This is a genomic window from Pseudomonas trivialis (assembly GCF_001439805.1).
Classification (GTDB): domain Bacteria; phylum Pseudomonadota; class Gammaproteobacteria; order Pseudomonadales; family Pseudomonadaceae; genus Aquipseudomonas; species Aquipseudomonas trivialis.
Genome location: NZ_JYLK01000001.1, coordinates 530,958 through 549,360 on the forward strand (window position 1 = coordinate 530,958; position 18,403 = coordinate 549,360).

Sequence of the window (18,403 nt, forward strand, 5' to 3'; positions counted from 1 at the left end):
AACACCACTGAGTAAATGTGGGAGGGAGCAAGCCCCCTCCCACATGTTGTTCTTCACTCAGCCCAATTCAGCATTTGCTGATACTCCATTACTCCAGCCGTAACGATCCGCCGTCCAGCTTGATTGATAGCCCTCCCATTCACTCCTAAGGTAAGCCCACGACAGCAAACCCGTGGAGCAACCATGACAACAACAAGCACCCCGAACGCGCGCTGGACGCGGCGGCGCGACGAGAAGCGGCGGCGGCTCGGGCTGGTTTCGCACTACGCAGACGGGGCTGTGTTGCCCGGCGACAGGATCGTCGAAGCCCTCCAAGCGCTGATCCTTCCCGGCGACCGCGTGGTGCTGGAGGGCAATAACCAGAAGCAAGCCGATTTCCTCTCCCGCTCGCTGGCCAAGGCCGACCCCGCCAAGCTCCACGATTTGCACATGATCATGCCCAGTGTCGGCCGTTCCGAGCACCTGGACCTCTTCGAAAAAGGCATCGCCCGCAAGCTGGATTTCTCCTTCGCCGGCACCCAGTCCCTGCGCATCAGCCAGTTGCTCGAAGACGGCCTGCTGGAAATCGGTGCGATCCACACCTACATCGAACTGTACGCGCGCCTGGTGGTGGACCTGATCCCCAACGTGGTGCTCTCGGCCGGGTTCATGGCCGACCGCGCCGGCAACATCTACACCGGCGCCAGCACCGAAGACACTCCGGCGCTGATCGAGCCCGCCGCGTTCAGCGATGGCATCGTCATCGTGCAGGTCAATCAGTTGGTGGACGACGTCACTGATCTGCCCCGTGTCGACATCCCCGCCAGTTGGGTGGATTTCGTGGTGGTGGCCGACAAACCGTTCTACATCGAACCGCTGTTCACCCGCGACCCGCGCCACATTAAGCCGGTGCATGTGCTGATGGCGATGATGGCGATCCGTGGCATTTACGAAAAACACAACGTGCAGTCGCTCAACCACGGCATCGGTTTCAACACCGCCGCTATTGAGTTGATCCTGCCCACCTACGGTGAATCCCTGGGCCTGAAGGGCAAGATCTGCCGCAACTGGACCCTCAACCCGCACCCCACGCTGATCCCCGCCATCGAAAGCGGCTGGGTGGAAAGTGTGCACTGCTTCGGTACCGAGCTGGGCATGGAAAACTACATCGCCGCCCGCCCGGATGTGTTCTTCACCGGCCGCGATGGCTCGATGCGCTCCAACCGGATGTTCAGCCAGCTTGCCGGCCAATACGCGGTGGACCTGTTCATCGGCGCCACCCTGCAAGTGGACGGCGACGGCCATTCCAGCACCGTCACCCGTGGCCGCCTCGCCGGTTTCGGTGGTGCGCCGAACATGGGCCACGACCCGCGCGGTCGTCGCCACGGCACTCCGGCGTGGCTGGACATGCGCCACGGTGACGCGCCCGAAGCGTTGCTTGAACGCGGCAAAAAACTCGTGGTGCAAATGGTCGAGACCTTTCAGGAAGGCGGCAAACCCACCTTCGTCGACACCCTCGACGCGGTGGACGTGGCGCGCAAAAGCGGCATGCCCCTGGCGCCGATCATGATCTACGGCGATGACGTCACCCACTTGCTCACCGAAGAAGGCATCGCCTACCTGTACAAGGCGCGCTCCCTCGAAGAGCGCCAGGCGATGATCGCTGCCGTTGCCGGGGTCACCGCCATCGGCCTGCGCCATAACCCCAAAGACACCGCGCGCATGCGCCGCGAAGGCTTGATCGCCTTGCCCGAAGACCTCGGTATCCGCCGCACCGACGCCACCCGCGAGCTGTTGGCCGCCAAGAGCGTGGCCGACCTGGTGGACTGGTCCGGTGGCCTGTACAACCCGCCCGCCAAATTCAGGAGCTGGTAAATGCGCGCCCTCAAACTGCATGAACTGAGCCTCGCTGATCGCCTGGCCGATCTGGCCGTCGATGCGCTGATCGATGAAGCCGACCTGTCGCCCAAACCCGCACTGGTGGACCGTCGTGGCAACGGCGCTCACAGCGATCTGCACCTGGGCCTGATGCATGCTTCGGCGTTGTCGCTGTGGCCGATGTTCAAGGCCATGGCTGAAGCGGCGCTGGAATGCGGCGAGGTCGGCGTGCCGCTGCGCGAAGCTCTCGGCCGTATCGGCCGCGAAGGCGAGCAGGCGATGCTCGTCACCACCGACGGCGTGAACACCCATCGCGGGGCGATCTGGGCGCTCGGCCTGCTCACCGCTGCCGCCGCGCTGGAGCCACGCGCCCTCACACTGAACGCCGCCCGACTGGCCCTGCTCAATGACCGCTACGCCCCGCACGCCGCAAGCCACGGCGCCTTGGTTGCCCAGCGCTACGGCGCACGCGGCGCCCGTGAAGAAGCCCAGCTCGGCTTCCCCTCGGTGATGCAACGCGGCCTGCCGCAACTGCGCAAAAGCCGCCAGCAGAACACCGGCGAACAGAACGCGCGCCTGGATGCCTTGCTCGCGATCATGACGGACCTTGCCGACACCTGCGTGCTCTACCGCGCCGGCCTTGAAGGCCTGCAGGCGATGCAGCTGGGCGCCCAGGCCGTGCTCGACGCCGGCGGCAGCGCCACCCTCGCCGGGCGCCGCCAGTTGCAGGCACTCGACCAGCAACTGCTGGCGCTGAACGCCTCTCCCGGCGGCGCCGCCGACTTGTTGGCCGCCTGCCTGTTTATCGACCGCCTCGACGGAGCACTTTGATGGAAACCTTGTCCTTTGAATTCCCCGCCGGGCAGCCGCCCAAAGGCCGTGCGCTGGTGGGCTGCGTCGGCTCGGGCGATCTGGAAGTGCTGCTGGAACCGGGCACGCCCGGCACGTTGAACATCCAGGTGCAGACCTCGGTGAACGGCGCGCAGCTGCGTTGGCAGCACCTGTTCGAACGCATCTTTCAGGAACACACGCCGCCGGCGTTGAACATCGATATTCACGATTTCGGCGCCACCCCGGGCGTGGTGCGCCTGCGCCTGGAGCAGGGCTTCGAGGAGATCGGCCATGACTGACCTGCTCAACAAGCACAGCTTCGTCGAACTCGGCGCCCGGCAGCGCGCCAGGGCGCTGCTCGACAGCGGCACGTTTCGCGAATTGATCGATCCGTTTCAGCGCGTCATGTCCCCGTGGCTCAGCCGGCAGGGCGTGGTGCCCCAGGCCGATGACGGCGTGGTGATCGCCAAGGGCAGCATCGCCGGTCTGCCGGTGGTGATCGCCGCCATTGAAGGCAATTTTCAGGGCGGCAGCCTTGGTGAAGTGGGCGGTGCCAAAATCGCCGGGGCGCTGGAGCTGGCGGCTGAAGACAACCGCAAGGGCATCGAGACCCGCGCCGTATTGCTGCTGGAAACCGGCGGCGTGCGTCTGCAGGAAGCCAACCTGGGCCTGGCCGCGATTGCCGATATTCACGCGGCGATTGTCGACCTGCGCCAGTACCAGCCGGTGATCGGCGTGGTGGCGGGCAGTGTCGGCTGTTTCGGCGGCATGTCCATCGCGGCCGGGTTGTGCAGCTACCTGGTGGTCACCCGCGAAGCACGCCTGGGCCTGAATGGCCCGCAAGTGATCGAACAGGAAGCGGGCCTGGAAGAATACGATTCCCGCGACCGCCCGTTTATCTGGAGCCTGACTGGCGGCGAGCAGCGTTTCAACAGCGGCCTGGCCGACCGTTATGTGGCCGACGATGTGGCGCAGATCCAGCAGACCGTCACCGCGCTGTTGCAGCAAGGCGTGCCCGCGCAACCACGCAGCCGGCAGGCCGAGTATTACCTGGCGCGCTTGAACGCGCTGGACGCCACGCCGCAAATCGAGCCGGCGACGGTTCGCGCGCTGTATCAGGGAGAGCGCTCATGAGAGGGTTGCAATGGTTTAACGCACTGAGCACGGGCGCAACAGCGGTCGAAGGCTTGCCGGCCTCGCTGAAAGTCGCTGACGGCGTGTTGGGTGGGCAGCCGGTGCGCTTTATTGCCGTGGTCACCGACCCGGATAACCGCTTCCCCCGTGCACGCAATGGCGAGGTCGGCCTGCTGGAAGGCTGGGGCCTGGCCAAGGCAGTGGACGATGCCATCGTCCGTGGTGACCAGCGCCCGATCATCGCCATCGTCGATGTGCCGAGCCAGGCCTACGGCCGCCGCGAAGAAGCCCTCGGCATTCACCAGGCCCTGGCCGCCGCCGCCGACAGTTATGCCCGCGCACGCCTGGCCGGGTACCCGGTGATTGGGCTGCTGGTGGGCAAGGCCATGTCCGGCGCGTTTCTCGCCCACGGCTACCAGGCCAACCGGCTGATTGCCCTGCGCGATCCGGGCGTGATGGTGCATGCCATGGGCAAGGCCTCGGCCGCGCGGGTGACGTTGCGCAGCGTCGAAGAGCTCGAAGCCCTGGCCGCCAGTGTGCCGCCCATGGCTTACGACATCGACAGCTTCGCCAGCCTTGGCTTGCTGTGGGAGACCCTGTCGGTCAGCCAGATCGAACAGCCCACGGCGGACGATGTGGCGCGGGTCGGCGACTGCCTGCTCAAGGCCATCAGGGATGTAGACGGCCGTGACTTGAACGGTCGTCTGGGCGCCAGCAATCGCGCCGCTTCCAGCCATGTGCGCCAGTTGCTGCGGGAGCAATGGTGAACGCCCATGACCTGCTCTGGGGCATGGCCCCGGCGCAGTTGCCCGCGGACGCCCCGGCCTGGGCGGTGGAGGCCATCAGCGCCGGCCATCCGGTGGTGGTGCGCCGCGCGCTCGTCGCGCCGGGCCATGTGGCGGTCGGTGTGCGCGGGCGTTTGCGTGAGCAGCGTTTTGCCACGGTGATGCCCCTTGCGCAGGTGACCCGGCGGGTGGTGCCGGAAGCGCTCGGCGCCGTGGTTTTGCCACGGGATCTCCCCGCGCTGCGTGCGCTCGAGCACCTGCGCCCACTGTTGGGTCAGCACGCGTGGGGCGTCGCCGGCAGCGCCGGATTTGAATTGGCGACCGGCATTGAAGCGCTGCATGCCCACAGCGATCTGGATTTGATTCTGCGCAGCCCCGAGCGGCTTGAACGCGGCGATGCACAGCGCCTACTGGCTGTCCTCGACACGGCGGTATGCGCCGTGGACCTGCAACTGCAAACCCCGTTCGGTGCGGTGGCCCTGCGCGAATGGGCTGGCAGATCGCGCCGCGTGCTGCTCAAAACCTGCGGCGGTGCGCAGTTGGTTGCCGACCCCTGGCAGGCCGTGGCATGAGCAGCCTGCTGGTGTTTCCGGGGCAGGGCGCGCAACGGCCACGCATGCTTGAGCAACTGCCCGCCGATGTGCTGGACGAGGCCAGCGCCGCCCTGGGTGAAGAGGTGCGCCAACTCGATTCGGCGCAGGCCCTGGCGTCGACCCGCGCCGTTCAGCTGTGCCTGTTGATCGCAGGCGTCGCCCACGCACGGCGGTTGCAGCACACGCCGGATTACGTGGCGGGCCTGTCCATTGGCGCCTACCCGGCAGCGGTGATCGCCGGCGCGCTGGATTTTGCCGATGCGCTCAGGCTGGTGGCCCTGCGCGGCGAACTGATGCAGAACGCTTATCCACAGGGCTACGGCATGACCGCGCTGATCGGCCCCGAGTTATCCACCGTCGAAACCCTGCTGGCCGAGATTCACAGCGCCGAAACACCGGTGTACCTGGCCAATATCAATGCCGATAACCAGACCGTCATCGCCGGCAGTGACGAGGCCATGCAGCGCGTCGCCCAGCGCATCAAGGGCAACGGCGTGGCCAGGCGCCTGGCCGTCAGCGTGCCGTCCCACTGCGCGCTGCTTGAACAACCGGCCCAGGCGCTGGCGCAGGCGTTCGTGCCACTGAAAAGACCGCGTATTACCTACCTGAGCAGCACCCGCGCGCGGCCGATCCACACCCCCGAGCAGTTGCGCGACGACCTGGCTTTTAACATGTGCCGCATCGTCGACTGGCGCGGCACCGTACAAAGCGCCTACGAGCGCGGCGTGCGCCTGCAGATCGAACTGCCCCCCGGCGCCGTGCTCACCGGCCTGTCACGCCGCGTGTTTGACCAGGGCACGGTGATCGCCTGCGAAGGCGCGCGCCTGGACACCCTGCAGGCCCTGCTGCAAGAGGAGGAACGCCGCCACCGATAAAGCACTACCCAAGGCTTTCGAAGCACAACAACAAAAACTTTCGAACGAGCACTTTGAGGACAACAACAATGATTATCTATGGTGTGGCATTGCTGGCGATCTGCACGCTGGCGGGCGTGATCTTGGGCGACATGCTGGGCGTGTTGCTGGGCGTCAAATCCAATGTGGGCGGCGTGGGGATCGCGATGATCCTGCTGATCTGCGCGCGTTTGTGGATGCAAAAGCGCGGCGGCATGACCAAGGATTGCGAGATGGGCGTGGGTTTCTGGGGCGCCATGTACATCCCCGTGGTGGTGGCGATGGCGGCGCAACAGAACGTGGTCACCGCATTGCACGGCGGGCCGGTGGCGGTGCTCGCGGCCATCGGTTCCGTGGTGGTGTGCGGATGCACCATCGCCCTGATCAGCCGCACGCACAAGGGCGAGCCGTTGCCGCCCGAAGAGCCGTTGATCCTCGCTGCGGGAGGTCGCTGACATGTGGGACCTCATCGAGAAAGGCCTGGAACATAACGGTCTGATTACCGCGTTTGCCTTTGTCGGCGTGGTGATGTGGATTTCCGTGGTGCTGTCCAAACGCCTCACGTTCGGGCGCATTCATGGGTCGGCAATTGCTATCGTCATCGGCCTGGTGCTGGCCTGGGTGGGCGGCACGTTGACCGGCGGGCAGAAGGGCCTGGCGGACCTGGCGTTGTTCTCCGGCATCGGCCTGATGGGCGGCGCAATGCTGCGCGATTTCGCCATCGTCGCCACCGCGTTTGAGGTGCAGGCCACCGAAGCGCGCAAGGCCGGGATGATCGGTGTGATCGCGCTGCTGCTGGGCACGATCCTGCCGTTTATCGTCGGTGCGAGCATGGCGTGGGTGTTCGGCTATCGCGATGCGGTCAGCATGACCACCATTGGCGCGGGTGCCGTGACTTACATCGTCGGCCCGGTCACCGGCGCGGCGATTGGCGCGACCTCGGATGTGATGGCGCTGTCGATTGCCACCGGGTTGATCAAGGCGATTCTGGTGATGGTGGGCACGCCGGTGGCGGCGCGCTGGATGGGGCTGGACAACCCGCGGTCGGCGATGGTGTTTGGTGGGCTGGCCGGCACGGTCAGCGGGGTGACGGCGGGGCTGGCGGCGACGGATCGGCGGTTAGTGCCGTATGGAGCGTTGACCGCGACGTTCCATACCGGGCTTGGCTGTTTGCTGGGGCCTTCGCTGCTCTACTTCATTGTGCGGGGGTTGGTGGGCTGAATTCGAGGTGGGTGGTGGCTGGTCTGGCGCTATCAGGCTGGCAGCTGCCGATTGGCATACATCCGACACTCCGCCAGCAGGGCGAGCAAGTTCGGATCGCGCTCCTTGGCCTTCAAGAACACCACCCCAATCTGCTGCTGCAACCGGTACCTGGGTTGCAGCGGTATCAGCTTCACGCGGTTCTCGTACACCGCCGCAATCCGCCCGGGCAGCAGGGCATAACCCACGCCGGAACTGACCATGCTCAGCAAGGTGAAGATGTCGTTGACCTGCATCGCCACCTTCGGCTCGAACCCCGCCTGCTTGAATACCCGGTTGCCATCCTGGTGGGTGGCGAAGCCTTGGGTGAGGGTGATGAAAGTGGCGTCGCGCACATCGGCCAGGTCGATCTCCTGCTCGCGGTCGAAGGGTGAATCCGCGGGCGTGGCGAGGAAAATATCGTCGGAAAACAGCGCGATCTGCTCGCAGTCGGGGTCGTTGGCGTGTTCGTCCAGGGAGATGAGGATCGCGTCCACCTCCATGTTCTTGAGCTTGTAGAGCAGGTCGAAGTTGGAGCCCAGGATCAGGTCGATGTTGAGTTCGCTGCGGCGGATCTTCAGGCCCATGATCAGTTGCGGCACGGTCTTTACGGTCAGCGAGTAGAGCGAGCCCAGCTTGAAACGCTCGGCGGAGAAACCCGCGGCTTCGCGAGTCAGGCGCACGCTGTCGACCACGTCGGCCACCAGTTTTTGTGCGCGCTCTTCGAGTACGTAGGCACTTTCCAGCGGCGTAAGGTTGCGCCCCTCGTGCTTGAACAGCGGGCAGCGCAGGGCGTTTTCCAGGGAGTGAATGGCGCGGTGCACGCTGACGTTGCTGGTGTGCAGCTCGGCGGCGGCGCGGGCCAGGTTGCCGGTGCGCATGAACGCCAGGAAGATTTCCAGCTTCTTGAGGGTGAATTCTTCGTCGATCAGCATGGCCGTGGCTCGGGTTCGAATGCCCTCGATTGTGCCTGCAAAAGCGCAGCGCTCCCAGCCAGGAACAACACACAGCACTTGCACTCTGATGCGCAAGGCTGGACGCTTGCCAGCCTGTTCCTTTGGCTGACGGGAGGTTTACGACAGATGTACCACGGAGAACGATTCAACGCCTGGAGCCATCTGCTGGGTGCGGTCGCGGCGTGTATTGGCGCTGTGTGGATGTTGGTGGTGGCGAGCCTGGACGGCAGCCCCTGGAAGATCGTCAGCGTGGCGATTTATGGCGTTACGTTGATGGTGCTGTACAGCGCCTCGACGGTGTACCACAGCGTGCAGGGCCGGCGAAAAGAGATCATGCAGAAGGTCGATCACTTTTCCATCTACCTGTTGATCGCCGGCAGCTACACGCCGTTTTGCCTGGTAACGCTGCGCGGGCCGTGGGGCTGGACGCTGTTCGGGATTGTGTGGGGGCTGGCGGTGATCGGCATCCTGCAGGAGATCAAGCCGCGCTCCGAAGCGCGGATCCTGTCGATTGTGATCTATGCCGTGATGGGCTGGATCGTGCTGGTGGCGGTCAAGCCGCTGCTCGCGGCACTGGGCACGGCCGGGTTTACGTGGCTGGCATCGGGCGGCGTGCTGTACACCGTGGGCATTATCTTTTTTGCCCTGGAGGACCGGCTGCGGCATTCCCACGGGATCTGGCACCTGTTCGTGATCGGCGGGAGCCTGCTGCATTTCGTGGCGATCATGCATTACGTGCTCTGATCTACAGGCCGTAGGAGCGAGCGCCTGCCGCTATAGCGTCGCCAACTGTTTTTGTGCCCATTGGCTGGCGATGTTCAGCAACGTCGCCAGCATATGCGGCGGCGGCTCGTCGGCGCGGGTCAGGGCGTAAAGGGTGATCGGCAGCGGCGGGGTGAGTGTGCGGATGCAGGTGGTGGCGGTGGATGCGCCAAGCGCGGTAAAGGGGTCGATAACGGTCAGGCCGGCACCGGACTCGACCATGGCGCGGGCCAGGGAGTAAGTCTGCACCGATATCGTCACGCGCGGCGCCGGGTCGACATTTTCCAGGTAACTGTCGAGCTTGGTCGCCAGCGGGTCGGCGCTGGAAAGGCCGATCAGCGGGGCCCCCGCCAGGTCGGCCAGGGGCAATGGCTGGTTCAGCTCGGCGTCGGGCCAATAACCCTTGGACGCCAGCGCCACCAGCACGCCGTTGGCGAGTACCTGGGTGGTAAGCCCCGGATGGCCGGAAAAATTCAGCGTCAACGCCAGGTCAATCTCGCGCATCAACAGCTTCTGCACCAGCTCGCGGCTGTGGTCGCTGGACAGCTCGCAGGCGATGTCCGGGTAGTCGCGTCTCCATTCCAACACCGCCGGTGGCAACAACGACAACGCCAGTGCCGGGATCGCGCCGATACGCACGCTGTGTCCCGGCGCGCGGCGCAAACTCTTGGCCAGGCGCCGCACGCCTTGCAGGCTCGCGGTGACTTTCTCGACTTCGCTTTCCAGCGCCAGCGCCTCCGGCGTGGGCTGCAGTTTGCCGCGAACCCGCAGGAACAGGGGGAAGCCCAATTGCAACTCGGCGTGCTGCAACACTTTGGTCACCGCCGGTTGCGAGACATGCAGCAACTGTGCGGCGGCGCTCACGGAGCCGGTCTGGCGGATGGCCTGGAAGATTTCGATATGACGCAAGCGCATGGCAAGTCCATAACCTTTGTTTATAGGTGGACCATCTTTATTCATTGTCGTCAGCCTGTCACCTGCCCCTAGGCTTGAGCGCTCTTAATCAACGGCTGGGGGGGGCGGTATGGCCAGGCAGGTTTGCATCATCGGAGGTGGGGTCATTGGCTTGGCGAGCGCGTATGCGCTGGTGCGTGCCGGCCATGAAGTGATCGTGATCGATGCGCGCGACAGCCTGGGCAGCGAAACCAGCTTCGCCAATGGCGGGCAGCTGTCCTACCGCTATGTTGCGCCGCTGGCCGACGCCGGGGTGCCGCTGCAAGCGATTGGCTGGTTGCTGCGCGGTGACTCGCCGTTGAAGCTGCGCCCACGCCTCGATCCCCAGCAATGGCGTTGGATGGCGGCCTTTATCGGCGCCTGCCGTGGTTCGGTGAACAAGCGCAACGCCGCCCATTTGCTGCGCTTGGCATCCCTTAGCCAGGACAGCTTGCAGCAATGGCGCGAGGACGATGGCCTGGGCGACTTTGACTGGCGACGCAATGGCAAGCTGGTGGCATTTCGCAACGCCAATACCTTTGAACATGCCCGCCGCAAAGTGACCAATACCCTGCAACAGCAGGTGTTGTCCGCTACCGATTGCGCGCGCCTGGAGCCGGCGCTGCCGGGTGATGATTTTGTCGGCGGGATCTACACGCCCAACGAGGAAGTGGCGGATTGTCATGCCTTTTGCCAGCGATTGGCGGCGCGGCTTGAAGCATCGGGGCGTTGCACGTTTTTGTTGGGGCGCAGGGTCACCGGCATTCGTCACACCGACGGGGCGGTGCACAGCCTCGAGTTGGGTGATGAGGTGATGCCGACCGAACAAGTGGTGCTGGCGGCAGGGCATCGCAGCGCGCAATTGGGCTTGCCGGGGTTGTCACTGCCGCTGTATCCGCTCAAGGGCTACAGCCTGAGCGTGCCGATTGGCGCGCAGCACCAGGCGCCGAATGTGAGCATCACCGACTATGACCGCAAGATCGTCTACGCACGCATCGGTGAGCAACTGCGCATAGCGGCCATGGTGGATATCGTCGGTTTTGATGCCAGCCTTGAGCCCAAACGGCTGGCCCTGATGAAACGCCAGGCCCTGGAGACGCTTCCGCTGGCCGGTGACTACGCCCATGCGGTCGAATGGGCCGGCATGCGTCCAGCTACCCCGACCGGCGTGCCGTTGATTGGTGCCAGTGTCTATCGCAACCTGTGGCTGAACCTCGGTCACGGTGCTCTCGGTTTTACCTTGGCCAGCGGCAGCGCCCAACTGTTGGCCGAACTGATCAACCAACAGGTTCCGTCCATTGACATGCAGGGCCTGACGCCCCGCGCCGCTTGAGGATGCCCCATGACCATCAACCGAATCAGCAGCAACGAGCGTCTCAGTGGCGCAGTCACGTTCAAGGACCTGGTGTTCCTCTCGGGCCAGGTGCCGGGGGAAGGGCAGGACGTGATAACGCAAACCCGCGAAGTGCTGGCCAAAATCGATGCGCTGTTGGCCGAGGCGGGCAGCGATAAGGATCACCTGCTGAACGCGACGATTTATCTCAAGGACATCGGCAGCGGTTTTGCGCCGATGAACGAGGTGTGGTCCGCGTGGCTGTCGCCGGGTATGGCGCCTGCACGCACTGCCCTGCAAGCGGAGCTGGCGCGGCCGACCGTGCTGGTGGAAATCAGCGTGATTGCGGTACGTAAATAACTCAAAGACCAACGGAGCATAACAATGAAAAGAATCCTGTTGACCGGCTGCACCCTGGGGCTTTTGTTTGGCGCGCAGGCCTATGCGACTCAACCTCCTTTGGACGGCACGCTAAGCAAGATCGCCAATGCCCGATCCATCACCCTGGGCTATCGCGATGCGTCGGTGCCGTTTTCCTATGTGGCGGATAACAGCGGCAAGCCCATGGGCTATTCGGTAGACCTGGCAAGCAAGATCGTCGAGCGTATCCAACAGAAAATCGGGGGGGCCGACCTTAAGGTGAAATACAACCTGGTGACCTCGCAAACACGTATTCCGCTGGTGCAGAACGGCACTGTCGACCTGGAGTGCGGCTCCACGGGTGTGACCGCCGACCGGCAGAAACAGGTGGCGTTTTCCTACGGGTTTATCTACGTGAAAGGCCAGTTGCTGACGGCCAAAGACAGTGGAATCAAGGGGTTTTCTGACCTCACTGGCAAGAACGTGGTCACCACCGCCGGCACCACCAACGAACGATTCCTCAAAAGCTACAACGCTGAGCACAAGGCCAATATGTTTGTCATCAGCGCCAAGGACCATGGCGAGGCGTTCAAGATGCTGGAGACGGGGCGCGCGGTGGCGTTCTACATGGATGACGCGTTGCTCTACGGCGAGCGGGCCAAGGCCAGGGACCCGCATAACTGGGTGGTGGTGGGCGAAGAACAATCGCGGGAGATCTACAGCTGCATGGTGCGCAAGGACGACCCGCAGTTTCTCGCAGTGGTCAACGAAGCGCTCGGCGACCTGTACCGCAGTGGCGAGATCAACGGGATTTACCAGCGCTGGTTCGAACAGCCGATTCCGCCCAAGGGCTTGAACCTGGAGTTCCCGATGACCCGCGAGTTGAAGGCGATTATTGCCAAGCCGGTGAGTGACCCGGTGGAGTGATAACCCGATCAAACGGTGGGAGCTGGCAAGCCAGCTCCCACCTGATTGAGTTTGCAAGGCAGGTTAAAAGTCGCCCCACAATTGCTGGGCAACGGCCAGCGCCACCACCGGTGCCGTTTCGGTGCGCAATACCCGCGGGCCGAGGCGGGCGGCGTGGAAGCCGGCGCCTTGCGCGGTTGCGACTTCTCCATCCGTCAGCCCACCCTCAGGCCCGATCAGGAAAGCCAGGCTCGCAGGCCTCGCATGGCTGACCATCGGCTCGGCCACCGGGTGCAGCACCAGCTTCAACTCGGCCTCTGTCTGCTTCAGCCAATCGGCCAGCAACAACGGCGGATGAATCACCGGCACGGTTGAACGCCCGCATTGCTCACACGCGCTGATCGCCACCTGGCGCCAGTGCAGCAGGCGTTTGTCGGCGCGTTCATCCTTGAGACGCACTTCACAGCGGTCGCTGAAAATCGGCGTAATGGCGTTGACGCCCAGCTCGGTGGCTTTCTGGATTGCCCAGTCCATCCGCTCGCCACGCGAGAGACCCTGGCCGAGGTGGATGTGCAGGGGCGATTCAGCCTGGCCAGCGACGCTTTCGGTCAGTTGCACGGTGACGCGCTTTTTACCCACTTCCAGCAGGCTGCCCAGGAACTCCTGGCCGGAGCCGTCGAACAATTGCACGGCGTCGCCTTCGCCCATGCGCAGCACACGGCTGATGTAATGCGCCTGGGCTTCGGGCAGTTCATGTTCGCCAAGGCTCAGCGGCGCGTCGGTGAAAAAGCGGGACAGTCTCATGTCTGTTCTCTGGAAAAGGTGTGAAGGCAATCAACCCGGATCGCGGAAGCCTGGGTGAAAATCGGTTGGCACCGCCACGCTGACTTTGCTGTTGGTCGCGATGTCGATGCCTTCGCTGGCCACTTCGGCCAGGAAGTCGATCTGCTCCGGTGTAATCACATACGGCGGCAGGAAATACACCACGCTGCCCAGCGGCCGCAACAGCGCACCGCGTTCAAGGGCGTGCTCGAAGACCTTGAGGCCACGGCGCTCCTGCCACGGATAGGCGGTCTTGGTGGCTTTGTCCTGGACCATTTCGATGGCCAATACCATGCCGGTCTGGCGCACTTCCGACACATGGGGATGATCGACCAGATGGGCAGTGGCGGTCGCCATGCGTTGGGCCAGGGCCTTGTTGTTTTCGATGACGTTGTCTTCTTCGAAAATATCCAGGGTCGCCAGGGCCGCAGCGCAGGCCAGCGGGTTGCCGGTGTAGCTGTGGGAATGCAGGAAGGCGCGCAGGGTCGGGTAGTCGTCGTAGAAGGCGTCGTACACGTCGTCGGTGGTGACCACGGCCGCCAGCGGCAGGTAGCCGCCGGTGAGGGCCTTGGACAGGCACAGGAAGTCCGGACGGATGCCGGCCTGTTCACAGGCGAACATGCTGCCGGTGCGGCCAAAGCCCACGGCGATTTCATCGTGGATCAGGTGCACGCCGTAGCGATCGCACGCTTCGCGCAGCAGCTTGAGGTACACCGGGTGGTACATGCGCATGCCGCCGGCGCCCTGGATCAGCGGTTCGACGATCACGGCGGCGACGGTGTCGTGGTGCTCGGCCAGGGTCTGTTCCATGGCCAGGAACATGTTGCGCGAGTGCTCTTCCCAGCTCATGCCGTCGGGTCGCAGGTAGCAATCCGGACTCGGCACCTTGATCGTGTCGAGCAGCAGCGCCTTGTAGGTTTCGGTAAACAGCGGCACGTCGCCCACCGACATGGCCGCAATGGTTTCGCCGTGGTAGCTGTTGGTCAGGGTGACGAAGCGCTTTTTATTCGGCAGGCCGCGGTTGAGCCAGTAGTGAAAGCTCATCTTCAGCGCGACTTCGATGCACGACGAACCGTTGTCGGCGTAGAAGCAGCGGGTCAGGCCTTCGGGCGTCATCGCCACCAGGCGCTCGGACAGCTCGATCACCGGCTGGTGGCTGAAACCGGCGAGGATCACGTGTTCCAGCTGGTCGACCTGGTCCTTGATGCGCTGGTTGATGCGCGGGTTGGCGTGGCCGAACACGTTGACCCACCATGAACTGACGGCGTCGAGGTAGCGCTTGCCTTCGAAGTCTTCCAGCCACACGCCTTCGCCGCGCCTGATCGGGATCAACGGCAGTTGCTGGTGGTCTTTCATCTGGGTGCAGGGATGCCACAGCACCGCGAGGTCGCGCTGCATCCACTGGTTATTCAGGCCCATCGGTGATCTCCTCGAAGCGGTCCTGCGCCGGGCGCAGGCGAAACAATCGCGCAAGCCTATGCAATGGGCGGCTGTGTCACAACCCATTACGGATGAATTGGCAGTAAACGCAGGACGGTGTGTCACGTTTATTCCGGATAGCCCTTAATCCGATGTTAATTTACTGTTCATACCCTCCAGATCGTATTTCTCGATATTTCAAAGCAAAATTTTCGGCTTTAATTCGATAGATAAATCGCTAGTCTTGGGCACAGCACTTACAGGATTAAGTACATGCAGTTACGCAATTCTCCGGCCCGTTACGGTTGGGTCAGCATGGTTCTGCACTGGGGCGTGGCCCTGGTGGTGTTCAGTCTGTTTGCGCTGGGCCTGTGGATGGTCGGCCTGGACTATTACAGCGCGTGGCGCAAAGAGGCGCCGGACCTGCACAAGAGCATTGGCATCACGCTGTTTGCCATCATGCTGGTGCGGGTAGTGTGGCGCCTGCTCAGCCCGCCGCCGCCGGCACTGGCCAGCTATGGCCGCATGACCCGTATCGGCGCCGCCTTCGGGCATGCGTTCCTGTACGTGGGCCTGTTTGCGGTGATGATTGCCGGTTACCTGATTTCCACCGCAGACGGTGTCGGTATCCCGGTGTTTGGCCTGTTTGAAATTCCTGCGCTGGTTTCCGGTCTACCGGACCAGGCAGACACCGCCGGCTGGGTGCACCTGTACCTGGCCTGGGTGTTGGTGGTTTTCGCCGGTTTGCATGGCGTGGCTGCGTTGAAACACCACTTTATCGATCGTGATGTGACCCTGCTGCGAATGCTGGGGCGCAAAGCCTGATGTTCAACCTCGACTCACAAGGAATAGAAAGCATGTTGAAAAAGACCCTCGCTGCCCTGGCAATCGGTACCGCGCTGTTGTCCGCAGGTCAGGTAATGGCCGCTGACTACAAGATCGACAAGGAAGGCCAGCACGCCTTCATCGACTGGAAAATCAGCCATCTGGGCTACAGCTACATCCACGGTACCTTCAAGGACTGGGATGGCTCCTTCAGCTGGGATGCCGCCAAGCCTGAAGCCAGCAAAATCGCTGTCGACGTGAAGACCGCGAGCCTGTGGTCCAACCACGCCGAGCGTGACAAGCACATCGCCAGCAAAGACTTCCTGGACGTTGCCAAGTTTGCCGATGCCAAGTTCGTGTCGACCGCTGTCAAATCCACCGGCGAGAAAACCGCTGACGTAACCGGCGACCTGACGTTCCACGGCGTGACCAAGCCGGTGGTCTTCAAGGCCACTTTCAACGGTGAAGGCAAGGATCCATGGGGCGGCGAACGTGCCGGCTTCAATGCCAAGACCACGCTTAACCTGACCGACTTCGGCATCAAGGGCCCAGGCCCGACGTCGCAGACGGTCGACCTGGACATCTCGCTGGAAGGCGTGAAGCAAAAGTAATTTTCTCGTCTGAATGCGTTCGGTGTGGAAGGGGGCAAGCCCCCTCCCACCTTTTTGATCTGTATCACAGGCAAAAAAATGCCCCGTCTCCAAAGAGCCGGGGCATTTTTTATGGCGTTTTGAAACTCAGCGGTTGCGGGTCAGCAGCGCTGGTTTCTCACCACGAGGACGGCCTGGCAGTTGATCCAGCTGCTCGGGTGTCGGGAAGCGGTCGGCTTTCGACTCCTTGTGGATAATCTTCGGCGCCGGGCCACTGCGTGGGTTCTGCACGGCCGGTTCGGAGGAGCGTTGTGGCTCGTCACGGGCCGGGCGGCGGTTGTTGCTGCGCGAGTCTTCGCGGCGCGCCTGGCCGTCACGCGGTGCGCCGTTGCGCGGGCCGCTGCGTTTGGCCGGCGGGGTGCCGGTGGTGCCGCCGCTGCTGTTGCGCGGGCCGTTCTGGCGAGCGCCCTGCGGCTGACCGCCACGGGGAGCAGAGGCGCCAGCGCCGGCGCCTTGTGCCGGAGCACCCGGACGACGGCCACGGCCCTGGGCCGGTTTGGCCTGGGGCACGTAGTCGACGCGGTTACCGAAGTTGTCCACGTCATCGTCGAGGAACTCGTCCGGGGCACGGTCCGACGCGGCGCGTGGCGGCTGGCTCGGCTGACGCTGTTCGCGCGCCGGGGTGCCTTCACGAGGCTTCTGCTCACGGGCCGGGCGTTCGCCACGGGCAGTGGCAGGCGCTTTGTCCTTGCCGCCCTTGTCCTTGCCCTTGTCGCGACGACCACCGCCGCCACCGCCACCGTTCGGGCCATCGCCCTTCGGACCGCGTGGGTTACGCGGGTTGCGCACGTCCGGACGCTCGCGCACTTCTGGCTTTTCGGCCTCTACGGCGCTCGAATCGAAGCCCATCAGGTCGCCGTCGGCGATTTTCTGCTTGGTCATGCGCTCGATGCTTTTCAGCAGTTTTTCTTCGTCCGGCGCAACCAGCGAGATGGCCTCGCCCGAACGACCGGCCCGGCCGGTACGGCCGATACGGTGCACATAGTCTTCGTCGACGTTTGGCAGCTCGAAGTTGACCACGTGCGGCAACTGGTCGATATCCAGGCCGCGCGCGGCGATATCGGTGGCCACCAGGATGCGCACTTCACCGGCCTTGAAGTCGGCCAGGGCTTTGGTGCGCGCGTTCTGGCTCTTGTTGCCGTGGATGGCGACGGCGGTGAGGCCGTGCTTGTCCAGGTACTCGGCCAGGCGGTTGGCGCCGTGCTTGGTGCGGGTGAACACCAGCACCTGTTCCCACGCGCCGTGGGTGATCAGGTGCGCCAGCAACGAGCGCTTGTGGCTGGCGGCCAGGCGGAAGACGCGTTGCTCGATGCGCTCGACCGTGGTGTTGGGCGGCGTGACCTCGATGCGTTCCGGGTTGTGCAGCAGCTTGCCGGCCAGGGCAGTGATGTCGTTGGAGAACGTTGCCGAGAACAGCAGGTTCTGACGTTTGGCCGGCAGGCGGGCGAGAACCTTTTTCACGTCATGGACAAAGCCCATGTCGAGCATGCGGTCGGCTTCGTCCAGCACGAGGATTTCCACGTGGGACAGGTCGACGCTGCCTTGGCCGCACAGGTCGAGCAAGCGACCCGGGCAGGCAACCAGCACGTCAACGCCACGGGACATGGCCTGAACCTGCGGGTTCATGCCGACGCCGCCGAAGATGCAGGCGCTGACGAACTTCAGGTCGCGGGCATACAGCTTGAAGCTGTCGTGCACTTGGGCGGCGAGTTCGCGGGTGGGGGTCAGGACCAGTACGCGCGGTTGGCGCGGGCCGTGACGCTGGGATTTGTCCGGGTGACCGTTGGGGAACAACCGCTCCAGAATCGGGAGGGCGAAACCGCCGGTTTTACCAGTACCTGTCTGCGCCGCAACCATCAGGTCGCGACCTTGCAACACGGCGGGAATGGCCCGCTGTTGCACCGGAGTAGGCTCGGTATAGCCCGCTGCCTCGATGGCGCGGACTAAAGCCTCGGAGAGACCGAGGGAAGCAAAGGACATGAGTAATCCTGTTTTAGTTAGGGCTTGGCCCAAAGGGATAATCTTGCCGGGCGTGAATGGCGCTTAGGGGAGCGTAATCCCGTCCGGTCCTGCTGCGTCTGGCGGGCACTCCACTGGCTCGCGCG

The 18,403-nt window shown here is 63.8% G+C and carries 20 protein-coding genes; 15 read left to right on the forward strand and 5 right to left on the reverse strand.

Features of this window, described 5'->3' with window-relative positions; genetic code table 11:
• The first annotated feature begins 183 nt into the window (after positions 1 to 183).
• The 9 genes from mdcA to madM all read left to right on the forward strand — a co-directional run bounded on the left by mdcA (position 184) and on the right by madM (position 7,314).
• Positions 184 to 1,854, forward strand: coding sequence for a malonate decarboxylase subunit alpha (gene mdcA / locus TU79_RS02445; protein ID WP_057006538.1), 1,671 nt, complete (start codon positions 184 to 186; stop codon positions 1,852 to 1,854).
• Positions 1,855 to 2,688: a triphosphoribosyl-dephospho-CoA synthase gene (locus TU79_RS02450; RefSeq protein ID WP_057006539.1), complete on the forward strand. Its 834-nt coding sequence runs from the start codon at positions 1,855 to 1,857 to the stop codon at positions 2,686 to 2,688.
• A complete protein-coding gene (locus TU79_RS02455) occupies positions 2,688 to 2,987 on the forward strand; it encodes a malonate decarboxylase subunit delta (protein WP_057006540.1) in 300 nt (99 codons plus the stop codon). Before TU79_RS02450 ends, TU79_RS02455 begins: the two co-directional genes overlap by 1 nt.
• On the forward strand, positions 2,980 to 3,822 hold the full coding sequence (locus TU79_RS02460; RefSeq protein WP_057006541.1) for a biotin-independent malonate decarboxylase subunit beta: 843 nt from the start codon (positions 2,980 to 2,982) through the stop codon (positions 3,820 to 3,822). The genes TU79_RS02455 and TU79_RS02460 overlap by 8 nt, the downstream gene beginning before the upstream one ends.
• Positions 3,819 to 4,589 carry a biotin-independent malonate decarboxylase subunit gamma gene (mdcE, locus tag TU79_RS02465; protein ID WP_057006542.1) on the forward strand — a complete coding sequence of 257 codons (771 nt, stop codon included), beginning with the start codon at positions 3,819 to 3,821 and terminating at the stop codon, positions 4,587 to 4,589. The genes TU79_RS02460 and mdcE overlap by 4 nt, the downstream gene beginning before the upstream one ends.
• Positions 4,583 to 5,179: a malonate decarboxylase holo-ACP synthase gene (locus TU79_RS02470; protein ID WP_057006543.1), complete on the forward strand. Its 597-nt coding sequence runs from the start codon at positions 4,583 to 4,585 to the stop codon at positions 5,177 to 5,179. The genes mdcE and TU79_RS02470 overlap by 7 nt, the downstream gene beginning before the upstream one ends.
• The gene (gene mdcH / locus TU79_RS02475) at positions 5,176 to 6,075 is read left to right on the forward strand and encodes a malonate decarboxylase subunit epsilon (RefSeq protein WP_057006544.1); all 900 of its coding nucleotides are present in this window, start codon (positions 5,176 to 5,178) and stop codon (positions 6,073 to 6,075) included. The genes TU79_RS02470 and mdcH overlap by 4 nt, the downstream gene beginning before the upstream one ends.
• Positions 6,076 to 6,143: 68 nt before the next feature.
• Positions 6,144 to 6,548 (forward strand): malonate transporter subunit MadL, encoded by a 405-nt coding sequence (gene madL / locus TU79_RS02480; RefSeq protein ID WP_057006545.1) that lies wholly within the window; start codon positions 6,144 to 6,146, stop codon positions 6,546 to 6,548.
• A gap of 1 nt (position 6,549) precedes the next feature.
• A complete protein-coding gene (gene madM / locus TU79_RS02485) occupies positions 6,550 to 7,314 on the forward strand; it encodes a malonate transporter subunit MadM (RefSeq protein ID WP_057006546.1) in 765 nt (254 codons plus the stop codon).
• 32 nt (positions 7,315 to 7,346) lie between these two features.
• Here the strand turns inward: madM and TU79_RS02490 are convergent, their stop codons facing one another.
• Positions 7,347 to 8,267 (reverse strand): LysR family transcriptional regulator, encoded by a 921-nt coding sequence (locus TU79_RS02490; RefSeq protein WP_057006547.1) that lies wholly within the window; start codon positions 8,265 to 8,267, stop codon positions 7,347 to 7,349.
• A 147-nt stretch (positions 8,268 to 8,414) separates the two neighbouring features.
• Here TU79_RS02490 and trhA point away from each other — a divergent pair, with 147 nt between their 5' ends.
• Positions 8,415 to 9,032: a PAQR family membrane homeostasis protein TrhA gene (gene trhA, locus TU79_RS02495; protein WP_057006548.1), complete on the forward strand. Its 618-nt coding sequence runs from the start codon at positions 8,415 to 8,417 to the stop codon at positions 9,030 to 9,032.
• Between the two features lie 30 nt (positions 9,033 to 9,062).
• Here the strand turns inward: trhA and TU79_RS02500 are convergent, their stop codons facing one another.
• Positions 9,063 to 9,965: a LysR family transcriptional regulator gene (locus TU79_RS02500; RefSeq protein ID WP_057006549.1), complete on the reverse strand. Its 903-nt coding sequence runs from the start codon at positions 9,963 to 9,965 to the stop codon at positions 9,063 to 9,065.
• Between the two features lie 109 nt (positions 9,966 to 10,074).
• Between TU79_RS02500 and TU79_RS02505 the strand changes: the two genes are divergently transcribed.
• From TU79_RS02505 to TU79_RS02515, 3 genes are read left to right on the forward strand one after another with little or no spacing between them, the layout of a single operon-like run.
• Positions 10,075 to 11,316, forward strand: a complete 1,242-nt coding sequence (locus tag TU79_RS02505) for a D-amino acid dehydrogenase (RefSeq protein ID WP_057006550.1) — start codon at positions 10,075 to 10,077, stop codon at positions 11,314 to 11,316.
• 9 nt (positions 11,317 to 11,325) lie between these two features.
• Positions 11,326 to 11,676 carry a RidA family protein gene (locus TU79_RS02510; protein WP_057006551.1) on the forward strand — a complete coding sequence of 117 codons (351 nt, stop codon included), beginning with the start codon at positions 11,326 to 11,328 and terminating at the stop codon, positions 11,674 to 11,676.
• Positions 11,677 to 11,700: 24 nt separating this feature from the next.
• Positions 11,701 to 12,603: a transporter substrate-binding domain-containing protein gene (locus TU79_RS02515; protein WP_057006552.1), complete on the forward strand. Its 903-nt coding sequence runs from the start codon at positions 11,701 to 11,703 to the stop codon at positions 12,601 to 12,603.
• A 63-nt stretch (positions 12,604 to 12,666) separates the two neighbouring features.
• On the opposite strand, the gene TU79_RS02520 is transcribed toward TU79_RS02515, so the two are convergent.
• Positions 12,667 to 13,386 carry a 16S rRNA (uracil(1498)-N(3))-methyltransferase gene (locus tag TU79_RS02520; protein ID WP_057006553.1) on the reverse strand — a complete coding sequence of 240 codons (720 nt, stop codon included), beginning with the start codon at positions 13,384 to 13,386 and terminating at the stop codon, positions 12,667 to 12,669.
• A gap of 30 nt (positions 13,387 to 13,416) precedes the next feature.
• Positions 13,417 to 14,823 carry an adenosylmethionine--8-amino-7-oxononanoate transaminase gene (locus tag TU79_RS02525; RefSeq protein ID WP_057006554.1) on the reverse strand — a complete coding sequence of 469 codons (1,407 nt, stop codon included), beginning with the start codon at positions 14,821 to 14,823 and terminating at the stop codon, positions 13,417 to 13,419.
• 273 nt (positions 14,824 to 15,096) lie between these two features.
• Between TU79_RS02525 and TU79_RS02530 the strand changes: the two genes are divergently transcribed.
• Both TU79_RS02530 and TU79_RS02535 read left to right on the forward strand, forming a co-directional pair.
• A complete protein-coding gene (locus tag TU79_RS02530; RefSeq protein ID WP_057006555.1) occupies positions 15,097 to 15,648 on the forward strand; it encodes a cytochrome b in 552 nt (183 codons plus the stop codon).
• 32 nt (positions 15,649 to 15,680) lie between these two features.
• Positions 15,681 to 16,259 carry a YceI family protein gene (locus TU79_RS02535; protein ID WP_003234547.1) on the forward strand — a complete coding sequence of 193 codons (579 nt, stop codon included), beginning with the start codon at positions 15,681 to 15,683 and terminating at the stop codon, positions 16,257 to 16,259.
• Positions 16,260 to 16,385: 126 nt separating this feature from the next.
• Here TU79_RS02535 and rhlE2 read toward each other — a convergent pair whose 3' ends face one another.
• A complete protein-coding gene (gene rhlE2 / locus TU79_RS02540) occupies positions 16,386 to 18,278 on the reverse strand; it encodes an RNA helicase RhlE2 (protein ID WP_057006556.1) in 1,893 nt (630 codons plus the stop codon).
• Positions 18,279 to 18,403 lie beyond the last annotated feature (125 nt).

What these genes read in the sequence shown, in the direction of transcription:
- mdcA (WP_057006538.1), top strand. Translation starts at nt 184, where the DNA reads ATGACAACAACAAGCACCCCGAACGCGCGCTGGACGCGGCGGCGCGAC.
- TU79_RS02450 (WP_057006539.1), top strand. Translation starts at nt 1,855, where the DNA reads ATGCGCGCCCTCAAACTGCATGAACTGAGCCTCGCTGATCGCCTGGCC.
- TU79_RS02455 (WP_057006540.1), top strand. Translation starts at nt 2,688, where the DNA reads ATGGAAACCTTGTCCTTTGAATTCCCCGCCGGGCAGCCGCCCAAAGGC.
- TU79_RS02460 (WP_057006541.1), top strand. Translation starts at nt 2,980, where the DNA reads ATGACTGACCTGCTCAACAAGCACAGCTTCGTCGAACTCGGCGCCCGG.
- mdcE (WP_057006542.1), top strand. Translation starts at nt 3,819, where the DNA reads ATGAGAGGGTTGCAATGGTTTAACGCACTGAGCACGGGCGCAACAGCG.
- TU79_RS02470 (WP_057006543.1), top strand. Translation starts at nt 4,583, where the DNA reads ATGGTGAACGCCCATGACCTGCTCTGGGGCATGGCCCCGGCGCAGTTG.
- mdcH (WP_057006544.1), top strand. Translation starts at nt 5,176, where the DNA reads ATGAGCAGCCTGCTGGTGTTTCCGGGGCAGGGCGCGCAACGGCCACGC.
- madL (WP_057006545.1), top strand. Translation starts at nt 6,144, where the DNA reads ATGATTATCTATGGTGTGGCATTGCTGGCGATCTGCACGCTGGCGGGC.
- madM (WP_057006546.1), top strand. Translation starts at nt 6,550, where the DNA reads ATGTGGGACCTCATCGAGAAAGGCCTGGAACATAACGGTCTGATTACC.
- TU79_RS02490 (WP_057006547.1), bottom strand. Translation starts at nt 8,267, where the DNA reads ATGCTGATCGACGAAGAATTCACCCTCAAGAAGCTGGAAATCTTCCTG.
- trhA (WP_057006548.1), top strand. Translation starts at nt 8,415, where the DNA reads ATGTACCACGGAGAACGATTCAACGCCTGGAGCCATCTGCTGGGTGCG.
- TU79_RS02500 (WP_057006549.1), bottom strand. Translation starts at nt 9,965, where the DNA reads ATGCGCTTGCGTCATATCGAAATCTTCCAGGCCATCCGCCAGACCGGC.
- TU79_RS02505 (WP_057006550.1), top strand. Translation starts at nt 10,075, where the DNA reads ATGGCCAGGCAGGTTTGCATCATCGGAGGTGGGGTCATTGGCTTGGCG.
- TU79_RS02510 (WP_057006551.1), top strand. Translation starts at nt 11,326, where the DNA reads ATGACCATCAACCGAATCAGCAGCAACGAGCGTCTCAGTGGCGCAGTC.
- TU79_RS02515 (WP_057006552.1), top strand. Translation starts at nt 11,701, where the DNA reads ATGAAAAGAATCCTGTTGACCGGCTGCACCCTGGGGCTTTTGTTTGGC.
- TU79_RS02520 (WP_057006553.1), bottom strand. Translation starts at nt 13,386, where the DNA reads ATGAGACTGTCCCGCTTTTTCACCGACGCGCCGCTGAGCCTTGGCGAA.
- TU79_RS02525 (WP_057006554.1), bottom strand. Translation starts at nt 14,823, where the DNA reads ATGGGCCTGAATAACCAGTGGATGCAGCGCGACCTCGCGGTGCTGTGG.
- TU79_RS02530 (WP_057006555.1), top strand. Translation starts at nt 15,097, where the DNA reads ATGCAGTTACGCAATTCTCCGGCCCGTTACGGTTGGGTCAGCATGGTT.
- TU79_RS02535 (WP_003234547.1), top strand. Translation starts at nt 15,681, where the DNA reads ATGTTGAAAAAGACCCTCGCTGCCCTGGCAATCGGTACCGCGCTGTTG.
- rhlE2 (WP_057006556.1), bottom strand. Translation starts at nt 18,278, where the DNA reads ATGTCCTTTGCTTCCCTCGGTCTCTCCGAGGCTTTAGTCCGCGCCATC.